Raw genomic sequence first — 13,226 nt, 5'->3', positions numbered from 1 at the left:
TCTTCAGGTCGATGGTAATATGGCTAATGCTTGGACACCCTATGAATTTTGGTATCAAGGTCAATTTAGTCATTGTGGTGTCAATTCTTTTCAGCTTATTAAAACCGATGGAGAATGGAAGATTATTTATTTAGTAGATACAAGACGAAGAAAAGGCTGTCAAGATTAACAGTCTGCCATATTAACTCCAATTGCTAAGCCTCCTTCCGAAGTTTCTTTATATTTAGTGTTCATATCTTTTGCAGTTTCCCACATGGTATTAACCACTTTATCTAAAGGGACTTTTACATTATTTGGATCTGTATCTAAAGCTAACTCTGCAGCATTAATTGCTTTTACCGCTCCCATAGAATTGCGCTCAATACATGGAATCTGTACAAGGCCTCCTATGGGATCGCATGTTAACCCTAAGTGATGCTCCATAGCTATTTCAGCAGCAACTAAAACCTGTTCTGGCGTTCCTCCAAGTAATTCACATAAAGCTCCTGCTGCCATAGCTGAAGACACTCCGATCTCTGCTTGACATCCACCCATCGCAGCACTAATAGTAGCTCCTTTCTTAAAGATACTGCCAATTTCACCAGCAACTAATAAGAATTTCTTGATATGATTAAAACCTGCATCGTGATTTTCAATCACTAAATAATACATCAAAACAGAAGGGATAACACCAGCACTTCCATTTGTTGGTGCAGTAACAACACGTCCTAGAGAAGCGTTAACCTCATTTACAGCCAAAGCAAAACAACTGACCCATTTTAAAATCTGACGAAATTTTACTTCAGTTTTTCTAATTGTTTCTAGCCAATTTTGAGGACTATTATATTGGTGTTCACCAATCAAATTCTTATGCATGTCAAAAGCACGACGCCTTACATTAAGTCCACCAGGTAAATTACCTTCTGCATGACAGCCTGTATACATACATTCTAGCATTGTATTCCAAATTCGATTTAATTCAAAATCTATTGATGCTTCTTCTCTAATCGATTTTTCATTTTCTAAAACGACACCAGAAATAGGAAGATCTAACTGATTACAAAACTTTAAAAGCTCATCACCATAGGATATGGGATAAGGAAATGTACAGTAAAAGATGATCTTATTTGCCTTAGAAATTTTACGCTCTTCTTGCACTACAAACCCTCCTCCAATAGAGTAGTAGGTAGATTTGTAGTTTCTGCCATTAATTAAAGCGCTAAATGACATTCCATTTGAATGAAAAGGTAAGAATTTACGGTTGAAAACTATCTGTTCTTTAATGTTAAAAGGAAGCTCCCTTTCTTTATTTAAATAAAGTGTATTAGTCTCTTTTATTTTTGCAATAGTTTCATTGATACTATCCACTGGCACATATTCAGGGTCTTCTCCACTGAGTCCTAATAAAACTGCATAATCTGTAGCATGACCTTTTCCGGTTAGAGATAGTGACCCATATAAATCGATCGTAATTTTTTCAACCTTATTAAATCGATTTTTGTTTTTAAGTTCCTTTATCCAACGTTCGGCTGCTCTCCATGGCCCTAAAGTGTGAGAACTAGAAGGACCAACACCAATTTTAAGCATGTCGAATATAGAAATACACTCCATTCAATATTTGATTTAGTTAGAGACATCAAATATACATTTTGTTTCAGATTGAATACAAAAAAAGCAGCTTTGATATCTATTCAAAACTGCTCTATTTATTTCTTTAGTTAAGCTATGTTATCGCTTAGGAAAGCTTTCAATATTATATTTAGAAATCACATTATTGATATCTGTTATGTCAGTACGCCCAACATTGTCTGCTGGTACTACAACTACTCTAAAAACTTGAGCAAGCGTAAAAGCATCATCTAAAGTTGTGAAATCTGTTGTGCCATCTAAAAAGAAACGGACATCTGTCTGAGTAAAATCATAATTGTAAACTAAGTTGCCATCATTAAACTGAACGGTTTGTGGCACAAGTCTCCATACATCTTGTCCATTTAAAGTTTCCCACAAAATGTAAACTAAAGTAACATCAGTAGGTAATACGTCAAAGCCATAAGCTTCAATAAATTCATAATTGTCTGCTTCGATAAAGTCGAGTTCAATTTCAAAAGCAGATGAGGCGATGATTTCACCATCTAAACCATCAAAACCATCAAATCCTGGTGGCCCTTGTGGTCCTTCACAAGCGGTTAATAATAAGGCGAATACTGTAAGAAAGGATACTATTTTTTTCATAATAACTAATTGTTTCTGTTAATACATCAAAGCATGTACCAAAGTATTAGGTATAGTAAATAAATTTAAAATTATTTCATCTGACATCATGTCACATTTATTGTCATGGCATAATCATTGACTTGTAAATTGTGAGTTAAAATTAAAACGCAACAAAACATACATATAAATTATGAGTAAGATTATTGGAATTGATTTAGGTACAACAAACTCTTGTGTTTCCGTGATGGAAGGTAATGAGCCAGTTGTAATCCCAAACGCTGAAGGTAAGAGAACAACACCTTCGGTTATCGCTTTTGTAGAAGGTGGTGAAATTAAAGTTGGAGATCCAGCAAAAAGACAAGCAGTAACTAACCCAACAAAAACGGTTTATTCTATTAAACGTTTTATGGGTAATAAATATTCTGAATCTAAAAAAGAGGCAGAGCGCGTACCATATACAGTAGTAAAAGGTGACAATGATACACCAAGAGTAGATATCGATGGTCGCTTATACACACCACAAGAATTATCGGCTATGATTCTTCAAAAAATGAAGAAAACCGCTGAAGATTATTTAGGACAAGATGTAGCTGAAGCTGTAATTACAGTACCAGCATATTTTAACGATGCTCAAAGACAAGCTACAAAAGAAGCTGGTGAGATTGCTGGTTTAAAAGTTCGTAGAATTATCAACGAACCAACTGCAGCAGCATTGGCTTATGGAATGGATAAAAAAGGTACTGACCAAAAAATTGTGGTATTCGATTTTGGTGGTGGTACACATGATGTATCAATTCTAGAATTAGGAGATGGTGTATTCGAAGTATTATCTACAGATGGTGATACGCACTTAGGTGGTGACGATGTTGATGAAAGAATTATTGATTGGTTAGCAGAAGAGTTTATTGCTGATGAAGATATGGACTTACGTAAAGACCCAATGGCTTTACAACGTCTTAAAGAGGCTTCTGAAAAAGCTAAGATTGAATTATCATCTTCTGCACAAACAGAAATCAATTTACCTTATGTGACGGCTACTGCTAGTGGACCAAAACACTTAGTACGTACTTTAACACGTTCTAAATTTGAACAATTAATTGACGATTTAATTAAGCGTACAATTGAGCCTTGTCAAACAGCTTTAAAAGCTGCAGGTTTATCTAAATCTGATATTGATGAAGTTATCTTAGTAGGTGGTTCTACAAGAATTCCAGCAGTGCAAGAAGCTGTAGAGAAGTTTTTCGGTAAGGCACCAAGTAAAGGTGTAAACCCTGATGAAGTTGTGTCTTTAGGGGCAGGAATTCAAGGTGGAGTATTAACAGGTGATGTGAAAGATGTTCTTTTATTAGACGTTACACCGTTATCTCTTGGTATTGAAACTATGGGTAATGTAATGACTAAGTTAATTGAAGCAAATACTACGATTCCGACTAAGAAATCTCAAGTATTCTCAACTGCAGCAGATAACCAACCATCAGTAGAAATTCATGTGTTACAGGGTGAACGTCCTATGGCAGCAGATAATAAAACAATTGGTCGTTTTCATTTAGATGGTATCCCACCAGCAAGACGAGGAACACCTCAGATTGAAGTAACTTTTGATATCGATGCAAATGGTATCATTAAGGTTTCTGCAGAAGATAAAGCAACTGGTAAAAAGCAAGATATCAGAATTGAAGCATCATCTGGATTAACAGAAGAAGAGATTCAAAAGATGAAAGCGGAAGCAGAAGCAAATGCAGATGCAGATGCTAAAGCAAAAGAAACTGCTGATAAATTGAATAGTGCAGACGCTATGATTTTCCAAACAGAAAGTCAATTGAAAGAATTTGGTGATAAATTATCAGATGATAAGAAGCAACCAATTGAAGAAGCACTAGAAGAGTTAAAGAAAGCTTATGAAACTAAGGATATCGCAGTTATCGATCCTGCTTTAGAGAAAATCAATGAGGCATGGAAAGTAGTTAGTGAAGAGATGTACAAAGCACAAGCGGAAGCTCAAGGTGGAGCCGCAGGTCCTGATGCAGGAGCTCAAGGCCAAACAGAAGAAGAAGGGGATAATGTAGAAGATGTAGATTTCGAAGAAGTTAAATAAATAATAAATTATTATTCTGAACCTGTTTCAGAACCCAGAATATTGAAAACGCAATCATTAATTTGATTGCGTTTTTTTATTCGAAAACAATTTGTTAATTACAAGCGTATGTGGAAAAGTTACTGCTGCTATAAATGAGAAAAATATAGCGTAAAATAACTTCTCATCTTTAAAAATAAAATATACTATTAACATACCTATGATAGATATTAACCAATAAGGAAAGGCGGTCTTGCAATATCTAAGAAGATTTCTTTTGTTGAAATTACCATAAATAAATGATACTTGCTCATATAGAGAAGGTATACTATGCCACAAAATAAAATATATTGTAAAGCCCCAAATAAGACTAGAAACGTTAAATATGATAGCAAAAACTATTAAATAAAATAACTCAATAAGTATATAAGATTTAAATGTTTTTGATTTGTTAGCAATAAATAAAGCAATTAAAAAAAGCATAATTCCAAATACAATCAAAGACCAATTAATCGTTTTACTACCTAATTCATAGTTTGTAATAGAAGATACCACTTCAATAACTTCTGTTGTATTATATACAAATAATAGCTCAAGGACTACCATGCCATAAAGAAAATAATAGATGTTTTTAACAGTCATGGAGATTTCTAATTCTTTGTATTCCCAATGCTGTTGTCCAAAGTGAAATGCACTAAAAACAACAAATAATACAAGGGCTATCAGGGGAAAAAAGTAAAATACAGCTACAGCTATAAAAACAGTTAGTAAATACGTAATTAAAACACGTATAAAGGGGTGGGTTTTCTTTTCATTTGATACAGTATCTATTAGTAATATATCGTTAGATCCATGTAGTATCCCAAACGTAAATATTAAAATAAATCCAAAAAGTACCTCTACTTCTTTTGAAACCATAGAAGTAATCCATAGCCCCACAAAACTTAGTGGAATTAATATATTGTAGATATTTCTCATAAAAAAATATAAGATTATTAAATAAAAACTAAAAATATTGTTAAAAAAATAATTTTTTTGTTTACCAAATTGTAAATTTGTTTAAACATAACTAATTAACTAAATATAAGTTTTATGAAATCTATTTTATTATTTTCGGACATTACGTCTAAAATGGACCCAACTGATTATGTTGGATTTACTTTTTTTGTTGGTTGTATGGCTATGATGGCTGCATCAGCATTTTTCTTTTTATCACTAAATCAATTTGATAAAAAATGGAGAACCTCCGTATTAGTCTCTGGACTAATCACCTTTATTGCCGCAGTGCATTACTTCTATATGAGGGATTATTGGGCTGCAAACATGGAATCACCCACATTTTTTAGATATGTAGATTGGATATTAACGGTTCCTTTAATGTGCGTAGAATTTTACCTAATACTCAAAGTAGCAGGAGCAAAACAATCATTAATGTGGAAAATGATATTCTTTTCAGTAGTGATGTTAATTACAGGATATTTTGGTGAAGCTGTATTTAATACTGGCAGTGGACCTGCAGTTTGGGGAGCAATTTCAGGCGCGGCTTATTTCTATATTGTGTACGAAATTTGGTTTGGAAGTGCCAAAAAGTTAGCAGTTGAAGCAGGAGGTGACGTACTTCAAGCTCACAAAATATTGTGCTGGTTTGTTTTAGTGGGATGGGCAATCTATCCATTAGGATATATGATGGGCACTGAAGGTTGGTATAATTCAATTTTGCCACAGAGTGGAATTGATGTGGTATATAATATAGCAGATGCCATTAATAAAATTGGCTTTGGATTAGTGATTTATGCTTTAGCTGTAAAAAAGCAAAATGTTATTAGTTAATAATAAAGTACTCTAATTACTTTTTTAAAGCAAAAAAGCGCAATCATTAATTTGATTGCGTTTTTTGTTCCGTTTAACAGGTAAAATTATGAAATGTTAAACTTTTTGTTATAATTTTGGCTAAAACCTTAACTATTTGAGGTTTAGTAGGCTATTAATTATTTTAAATGAAAAGAGGATTAAATCTTAGACGAAAGATTTTTTGGATTAATGATGCGGTAAATAAAAATCGTATTAAAAACCAACTCAATAATACTCAGAGGTTATTAGATAGTTCGGAAAGTCAAAAAAAATCATTGAATGCTTCATTAGATCACTTAATACAACATGCTATATCTACTACTGAATTTTATAAGGAAGCATCAAATAATAATGGATTAGACAATTTTCCTATTATTAATAAAAATATCATTAGAGATAATCTAAATGCATTTGTGTCTTCAAAGTTTGATGTTAAAAAATGCAGAAAAGTATCAACAAGTGGTTCTACTGGTTCACCTTTTAGTACCTACCAAAATAAAAGCAAAGTTTTAAAGAATGTTGCAGATAATATTTACTTTTCATCTCAATCAAATTATAATATTGGCGATTTTTTAGTCTACATAAAAATATGGTCAGACAAGTTTAGTTTGCAGAATAAAATGAGTTTTAAAATGAAAAACATGCTTCCTTTGAGTGTTTTTCATTTAACAGACTACGAAATAGATGCATTTATAACTAAATTAAATGTTCAATCTTCAAACGTTAGTTTTATTGGATATGCCTCTTCTTTCGAAAAAATATGTAAGTACCTTGATAAGCTTGACGAAAACCCAATTAAATTTAAGACTAAATCTATTATAACAATTTCTGAAGCTTTAAATGACTATACTCGAAATGCTGTTAAAAGATATTTTGATATAACTCCACTTTCGAGATATTCAAACAATGAAAATGGAATTATAGCTCAACAAATTGGTAATGATGATTTGCGTTTTAAGATAAATGACTCAAGTTATATTGTTGAAATTTTCGATCTCAAATCTGATAAAAAATTAGATTATGGTAAACGCGGTAGAATAGTTGTTACAGATTTATACAATCTAGCTACACCTTTGATAAGATATGATACAGGTGATGTAGGAATTATAGAATTAGATATAAATGAAAGACCATTTTTTTCTGAAATATCTGGAAGACGATTAGATTTACTTTATGATACGCAAGGGAATTTAGTGCCTTCCCATTTATCTGCAAAACTATGTAAATATGGAGACTATAAACAGTTTCAATTAGTTCAAAAAAGTATGAGAGATTATGAAATAAACCTCAATACAGATAAAAAGGTTAATGAAGTTGAAGTGCTAAAAGAGTACAAGAGTTATTTTGGGAATGATGCTAATATTAAAATTAATTATATTGATGATATTCCTTTATTAGACTCTGGAAAAAGACGTGAGGTTGTTAATGAGTACTATGTATAATCATTTAGCATTATGAAGACATATAGAGCTTATAATTAGTAATTATATGAGTACAAGATTAGTCTATTTTATTTTTGGAGTGCTTTCATTCTGTATAAGATTCTTTTTTGAATCGCAATCTAATATTATTACTGGTATTAATGGTGGTTATATATCTGTTCAAATCATGAAAATATATGAGCATGGACATTTAGCTGTCAATGATATGCCATTAGTCTTTTATATTAATGCGTTATTAGTGAAAACAGGAGTTTTTCTATTCCCTAACCATTCTATTGAATTCATAGTATTAATTGTGGTTAAAATTACAGGAGCGATTAGTATACCTCTAATTTTATTTCCACTATATAAAATGAATCATAAGCTAATAGATTTTAAGCTTCCTAAGATTTATGAGTACTCTATATTAATCTTTTGTTTATTTTCATTTTCATCACTGTACTTAGGAGCAGAAATGATGAAAAATGCCTATGGATTGGTAGGTTTTATGTTTTTTATTTATTTCTTTTTTCAATTTGTTAAACAAAATTCAAAGAAATATACCCTAATGATGGGCTTAACGCTTGTATTGATTGCAGTCACTCATTTTGGTGTTTTTTCGATATCTATTATTTTTCTAATAATTTCTTTGATATGTATTTATAAAAAACATGCCTTTTTGCCTGTGGTATCTGTTGTGGCAATTGGGTTTTTGATGGTTTGTATATTTGATTCATTTCGAGCCTATAATGCAATTAATATTTTTGAAAAATGGTTTGGACTACCATGGAGGATTGTTTATTACCCTGCTGGTATTGTTAATTCTATTGTGAATCTATTGATAGTTATTCTTTTATTTTTTAGTTTAAAGAATAACACAATTAAAAAACCTCAAAGGCAGATATTAATAATTCTATTGGTTTTTACTGTTTTATTAGCCTTACCAATTTTAAGATTTGAATTATGGAGACGATTTAGTTTTATGTTATTTGTACCTCAAGCTGTAGTATTAGTCTTAGTTTTTCCTTATCTAAAAGATATCATTAAGCGTAAAATCCCATTAGTTATAATTTCGATATCTTTTATAGCTTTGCTTTATAATATTGTGCGACCTAAAAATTCAGTAATTAATGAAGCCGCATACAATGATTTGGCAAATATTTCTAGTAAAATAGAAAATTCTGATAAAACATTAATTATAGTAAGGCATGGTTTAGATTGGTGGATGATATGGCAATTACATGTAAAAATGTCTCAACCACAGATACTTATCGATAAGGCTACAATGGATAAATACGACAATATTTTAATTCTACGCCAGAAAAAAGGAAAGATTAGATTGTATCCTGGACCATATAGTCCCTTTGTAGAACCAAAAGTGCCTGCAGAAAGTTTACTGCTGTATTCATCCAATTATTTCGATTTGTACAAATGGTCAAATTTGCAGTAATTTAGTAATTTATAATATGAAAACCATTAATTAATTTGTTTGGTATTTTATTCTTAAAAGTTTGATAATGTTCAATTTATACTAATAGAAACTCTTTTCGTCGAAATATTTATGGATTTACTAATATTTAAACTATGTTTCGGCTCATTAAAACCCAAATCTAATGAACAAGTTAATAATTAACTTCACTCCTACAGGAATGATACCTACTAAGGACATGACACCTCATGTACCTGTAACTATTAATGAAATTGTTGAAGATGTGCATCTTGCTTATGAATTAGGTATTACGATGGCTCATATACATGCCAGAGATGAAAAAACAGGTGTTCCTACTTACAAGAAAGAGGTTTATGCAGAAATGATTGCTGGTATTCGTAAATACGCTCCAGATCTTGTTATTTGCACCTCATTAAGCGGTAGAAATTTTAATACACTAGATAAAAGAGCAGATGTATTGTCGCTAGAAGGTGATCTCAAGCCAGATATGGGAAGTTTAACGCTGAGTTCTTTAAATTTTAATAAAGTAGCTAGTATGAATGCACCAAGCATGATTGAAGATTTAGCAAATACCATGAAAGCAAAGGGTATTGTCCCAGAATTGGAAGTCTTTGATGTTGGTATGATAAATTTCGGAAAATACCTAGTCAAAAAAGGTTACATAAAACCACCTCTATATTACAATCTTTTATTTGGAAACATAGCCTGCGCACAGACTAATTTGTTGCATACAGGTGTAATGTTAAACGATATTCCTGAAGATGCTTTAGTTAGTATTGCTGGTATTGGTAACAAACAATTGATGATGAATTCTTTGGCTATTGCAATTGGAAAAGGTGTACGCGTAGGCTTAGAAGATAATATTTGGTTTGATGCCGAAAGAACTCGATTAGCTACAAATACTTCACTTATAGAAAGAGTCCATACTATTGCAAAAGCCAATAATAGAGAAGTAATGACTCCAGCTGAATTTAGAAAGCAGATGAAAATGGAACCAGGTAATGGCAGTTATGGTCGTGTTTATAAATAATATCAGTTATGGAAGGAGATAAAAGAGGTATATCCTATCGTATAAAATGGATATCAAATATTATTAAACATGGTTTGTTTTTGCATGGAGTACGAAATAATCTTGCTAAGATTGGATTAGATTTTATGCCATACTATTGGGTGAAGGAAGCTACATCTGCAATTATACCTCCAGTAATTAGGGGTGAGGATGAGGATTTTGAAATTTCTTTATTCGGAGAGTCAGAAATCAATCACATCAAGAGCACAATAATAGGAATTGAGCAAAAAGATTTATTAGCAGATTTAAACAATGGTGAAATATGTATTGGTCTGAAAAATAAAGGTGAAATAGCAGCTTATATGTTTATTAAATGTAAGCCTTTTACATTTAAAAAACGTTATTTTGATTTACAGCCAACAGAAAGTTATTTGCATAGCATGTATACTTTTGAAGCTTTTAGAGGTAAAAATTTGGCTCCATATTTACGTTATCATAGTTACAAACTTTTAGAAGAAAAAGGAGTAACAACCTATTTAAGTGTAAGTGAATATTTTAATAAATCTACTATTAAGTTTAAAAAGAAGCTTAATTCTAAACCAGTGAAACTCTATCTTAGTCTAGTACTTTTTAAAAGATGGACAATGAACTTCACGATAAAAAAGTACTAATGGCTATATACCATTCAATTAAGGGTTTATTTACGGGTCAGGTTTTAAACTATCAAAAGCGTTTGGTAGAATTTAATGCTAAGATGAATTCCCGTAAGATGATAAAAGAAGTCCTACGAAATAGTAACATACCAAAATTAGAGCCACACGAAATAAAGGAAGCTAAATCTTTTTATAAGTCGAAAGGATATAAACTTAATAACACATATTGGCACAGATTCTATAAATTTGCTAATGGTAAATTTTATAAAGACTATCTTCCCTTAGATATCTTTAGGCCAATAATGGAGCCTAACTTAAATAGAAAATTATATTGGCCAGCTTTAGTAGATAAAAATTTAACGTCTAATTTATTTGTAGGGTTTAATCAACCCGAAACTGTTCTAAGTAATATTAATGGGTTTTATTATGTCAATCATACTATAGTCCCTGAGATTATAGCTATTGAGGTATTTGATAAAATTAAAACTGAATTTATAATAAAGCCAACTGTAGAATCTGGCCAAGGAAAAATGGTTAAAAAATTTACAGTAGATAATGGAAAAACGTCTATAAATAATTTAGATATTATTGATTTATTAAAATTATATCATAAAGATTTTATAATTCAAAAAGTAGTTGAACAGAGCGCAAAACTAGCCACTTTAAATTCAACAACACTAAACACACTTAGAGTTGTGTCTTATTTAGATAAAAATGGTGTAGCTAATGTTTTGACTTCATACTTAAGAATAGGAAAGCCTGGTAGTGATACAGATAATATTTCTATTGGTGGTATGGCATGCGCTGTTAAAGAAGATGGATCATTACATAGTAAAGGATTTATTCATAGAAATGAGGGAGGAAAATCTAATTTACATAAAGCCCCATCTGGAATTTTATTAAAAGATTACCAAATTCCAAATTATGCTGGTGTAACTGAAATGGTTAAACAGATGCATCCTGTAATTCCTATGTTTAAGTTTATTTCATGGGATATTGGTATAGATAAAAATGACATGCCTGTTTTAATAGAGTATAACACATTTTATCAAAACATTGACATGCAAATGTTTACAGGTCCGTTTTTTGGTAAATTTACAGATGAAATTTTTGCTTTGGGTAAAGTGGGGAAATAAGGAACCGATTATTTCACATTTTAAAAAAATTAAATGAAGTTTTATTATTTTTTAAAATCAGTATTTACCAAACGTATAATTTATTTTCAAAGACGTTTTGATGAGCTCCGTATTACTATAAAAACAAGGAGATATATGAAATCTCTTATGTATAAAATGAATCTTCCCAAATTAAGCTCAGAAGAGATAAAAGAGTTAAAATCATTCTATAAATCTAACGGCTATAAATTAAGAAATACATATTGGCACAGATACTATAAAGGTATTAATGGTGAATTTCATAAGAACTATATGCCTTACGATTTATTTAGTTCTATTATAAACCCTAGATTAAATCAAAAAAGACATTGGCCGGCATTATTAGATAAGAATTTAACTTATAATTTATTCAAAGACTTTAGCCAACCAAAGCGTGTTGTTCAAAATATAAATGGGTTTTATTATATAGATAATAAAATTGTTGATTTACAGAAAGCAATTGATGCTTGTAAGATATTGAAGGATAAGATGATTATTAAACCAACTGTTGGCTCTGGTGCAGGAAAAATGGTTAATGCTTTTATAATAGTTAATAATAAAACAACATATAAGAATTATAGTTTAGAAAAATTATTCAAAATATACAATAAAGATTTTATAATTCAAGAGTTTATTGAACAAAGCAAAATAATGAAATCCCTTAATCCATCAAGCTTAAATACACTGCGTATAGTATCATATTTAAATGAAGATGGAGTCCATATCGTTTCTTCTGTTTTGAGAATTGGAAAGCTAGGAAGCGATACAGATAACTTCTCAACGGGTGGATTGTTTTGTGGTGTTTCTAAAAATGGAAATTTAAAGGGTAAAGGCTATAATCCTAATGGTGATGTACTAACAGAAACTTCTACAGGTGTAGTTTTAAAAGATTGCAAAATACCTCATTATATAAAAGTATTAGATATGGTAAAGTCAATGCATTATCTTGTACCTTATTTTAAAATTATTTCTTGGGATATAGGAATAGATAAGGATGAATTACCTGTCTTAATTGAATATAATACACATAGGCAAGGTATTGATTTGCAAATAGCTGATGGTCCTTTTTTAGGTGACTTTACTGAAGAAATCTTAGCTTTAAGTCTTAAATAAGGTTGACTTATTAAAGAGTTCTATTAGTTTTAGAAATCTATTAATCGTTTTGTTGCTAAAGTGGAAAAAAATAAAAATCGTATTATATTTTTTATAAGATGGACAATGAATTTAATTCTAAAGGCTTATTAGATGTTAGTTTATCATTTTATTAAGAAATTAATTACTAAGCGTGTTTTGAGTTTCCAAGAACGTTTAATAGAGTTCAATTCAAGGATGAACTCACGAAAATATGTAAAAAAATCGCTTAGTAAAGTTGAGATTCCTAAATTAACGCGCAATCAAGTTAGGGCTGCTAAAGATTATTA

12 protein-coding genes are annotated in these 13,226 nt (G+C 30.8%); 9 read left to right on the top strand and 3 right to left on the bottom strand.

Annotation, left to right across the window (positions count from 1 at the left end):
• Window positions 1–19 precede the first annotated feature (19 nt).
• Window positions 20–169, top strand: a complete 150-nt coding sequence (locus tag WPG_RS18730; protein WP_231850217.1) for a hypothetical protein — start codon at window positions 20–22, stop codon at window positions 167–169.
• Here the strand turns inward: WPG_RS18730 and WPG_RS16505 are convergent.
• Entirely contained in the window at window positions 166–1,590 is a 1,425-nt protein-coding gene (locus tag WPG_RS16505) for an L-serine ammonia-lyase (RefSeq protein ID WP_045474723.1), read from the bottom strand. The genes WPG_RS18730 and WPG_RS16505 overlap by 4 nt on opposite strands.
• A gap of 117 nt (window positions 1,591–1,707) precedes the next feature.
• Window positions 1,708–2,211 (bottom strand): hypothetical protein, encoded by a 504-nt coding sequence (locus WPG_RS16500; protein ID WP_045474721.1) that lies wholly within the window; start codon window positions 2,209–2,211, stop codon window positions 1,708–1,710.
• 172 nt (window positions 2,212–2,383) lie between these two features.
• Here WPG_RS16500 and dnaK point away from each other — a divergent pair, with 172 nt between their 5' ends.
• Complete coding sequence (gene dnaK, locus WPG_RS16495; RefSeq protein ID WP_045474719.1) at window positions 2,384–4,288, top strand: molecular chaperone DnaK; 1,905 nt, start codon at window positions 2,384–2,386, stop codon at window positions 4,286–4,288.
• 57 nt (window positions 4,289–4,345) lie between these two features.
• Here the strand turns inward: dnaK and WPG_RS16490 are convergent, their stop codons facing one another.
• Window positions 4,346–5,245 (bottom strand): Brp/Blh family beta-carotene 15,15'-dioxygenase, encoded by a 900-nt coding sequence (locus WPG_RS16490; RefSeq protein WP_045474717.1) that lies wholly within the window; start codon window positions 5,243–5,245, stop codon window positions 4,346–4,348.
• 114 nt (window positions 5,246–5,359) lie between these two features.
• On the opposite strand from WPG_RS16490, the gene WPG_RS16485 reads away from it, so the two are divergent.
• The 7 genes from WPG_RS16485 (at window position 5,360) to WPG_RS16455 (ending at window position 12,918) form a co-directional block, all read left to right on the top strand.
• The gene (locus WPG_RS16485; protein ID WP_045474715.1) at window positions 5,360–6,097 is read left to right on the top strand and encodes a bacteriorhodopsin-like; all 738 of its coding nucleotides are present in this window, start codon (window positions 5,360–5,362) and stop codon (window positions 6,095–6,097) included.
• 167 nt (window positions 6,098–6,264) lie between these two features.
• The gene (locus tag WPG_RS16480) at window positions 6,265–7,560 is read left to right on the top strand and encodes a hypothetical protein (RefSeq protein WP_045474713.1); all 1,296 of its coding nucleotides are present in this window, start codon (window positions 6,265–6,267) and stop codon (window positions 7,558–7,560) included.
• A gap of 46 nt (window positions 7,561–7,606) precedes the next feature.
• Window positions 7,607–8,989, top strand: a complete 1,383-nt coding sequence (locus tag WPG_RS16475) for a hypothetical protein (RefSeq protein WP_045474711.1) — start codon at window positions 7,607–7,609, stop codon at window positions 8,987–8,989.
• Between the two features lie 163 nt (window positions 8,990–9,152).
• A complete protein-coding gene (locus WPG_RS16470; protein ID WP_045474709.1) occupies window positions 9,153–10,019 on the top strand; it encodes a 3-keto-5-aminohexanoate cleavage protein in 867 nt (288 codons plus the stop codon).
• Window positions 10,020–10,027: 8 nt separating this feature from the next.
• Complete coding sequence (locus tag WPG_RS16465) at window positions 10,028–10,669, top strand: GNAT family N-acetyltransferase (protein ID WP_045474707.1); 642 nt, start codon at window positions 10,028–10,030, stop codon at window positions 10,667–10,669.
• A complete protein-coding gene (locus tag WPG_RS16460; RefSeq protein ID WP_171817202.1) occupies window positions 10,669–11,787 on the top strand; it encodes a sugar-transfer associated ATP-grasp domain-containing protein in 1,119 nt (372 codons plus the stop codon). The genes WPG_RS16465 and WPG_RS16460 overlap by 1 nt, the downstream gene beginning before the upstream one ends.
• 33 nt (window positions 11,788–11,820) lie before the next feature.
• Window positions 11,821–12,918 (top strand): sugar-transfer associated ATP-grasp domain-containing protein, encoded by a 1,098-nt coding sequence (locus WPG_RS16455; RefSeq protein ID WP_084221613.1) that lies wholly within the window; start codon window positions 11,821–11,823, stop codon window positions 12,916–12,918.
• The last annotated feature ends 308 nt before the right edge of the window (window positions 12,919–13,226 follow it).

Source organism: Winogradskyella sp. PG-2, from assembly GCF_000828715.1.
Classification (GTDB): domain Bacteria; phylum Bacteroidota; class Bacteroidia; order Flavobacteriales; family Flavobacteriaceae; genus Winogradskyella.
This window is presented reverse-complemented; position numbering and strand designations above follow the sequence as displayed.

Coding starts and splice junctions, on each gene's coding strand:
- WPG_RS18730 (WP_231850217.1), top strand. CDS start 20: ATGGCTAATGCTTGGACACCCTATGAATTTTGGTATCAAGGTCAATTT.
- WPG_RS16505 (WP_045474723.1), bottom strand. CDS start 1,590: ATGGAGTGTATTTCTATATTCGACATGCTTAAAATTGGTGTTGGTCCT.
- WPG_RS16500 (WP_045474721.1), bottom strand. CDS start 2,211: ATGAAAAAAATAGTATCCTTTCTTACAGTATTCGCCTTATTATTAACC.
- dnaK (WP_045474719.1), top strand. CDS start 2,384: ATGAGTAAGATTATTGGAATTGATTTAGGTACAACAAACTCTTGTGTT.
- WPG_RS16490 (WP_045474717.1), bottom strand. CDS start 5,245: ATGAGAAATATCTACAATATATTAATTCCACTAAGTTTTGTGGGGCTA.
- WPG_RS16485 (WP_045474715.1), top strand. CDS start 5,360: ATGAAATCTATTTTATTATTTTCGGACATTACGTCTAAAATGGACCCA.
- WPG_RS16480 (WP_045474713.1), top strand. CDS start 6,265: ATGAAAAGAGGATTAAATCTTAGACGAAAGATTTTTTGGATTAATGAT.
- WPG_RS16475 (WP_045474711.1), top strand. CDS start 7,607: ATGAGTACAAGATTAGTCTATTTTATTTTTGGAGTGCTTTCATTCTGT.
- WPG_RS16470 (WP_045474709.1), top strand. CDS start 9,153: ATGAACAAGTTAATAATTAACTTCACTCCTACAGGAATGATACCTACT.
- WPG_RS16465 (WP_045474707.1), top strand. CDS start 10,028: ATGGAAGGAGATAAAAGAGGTATATCCTATCGTATAAAATGGATATCA.
- WPG_RS16460 (WP_171817202.1), top strand. CDS start 10,669: ATGGCTATATACCATTCAATTAAGGGTTTATTTACGGGTCAGGTTTTA.
- WPG_RS16455 (WP_084221613.1), top strand. CDS start 11,821: ATGAAGTTTTATTATTTTTTAAAATCAGTATTTACCAAACGTATAATT.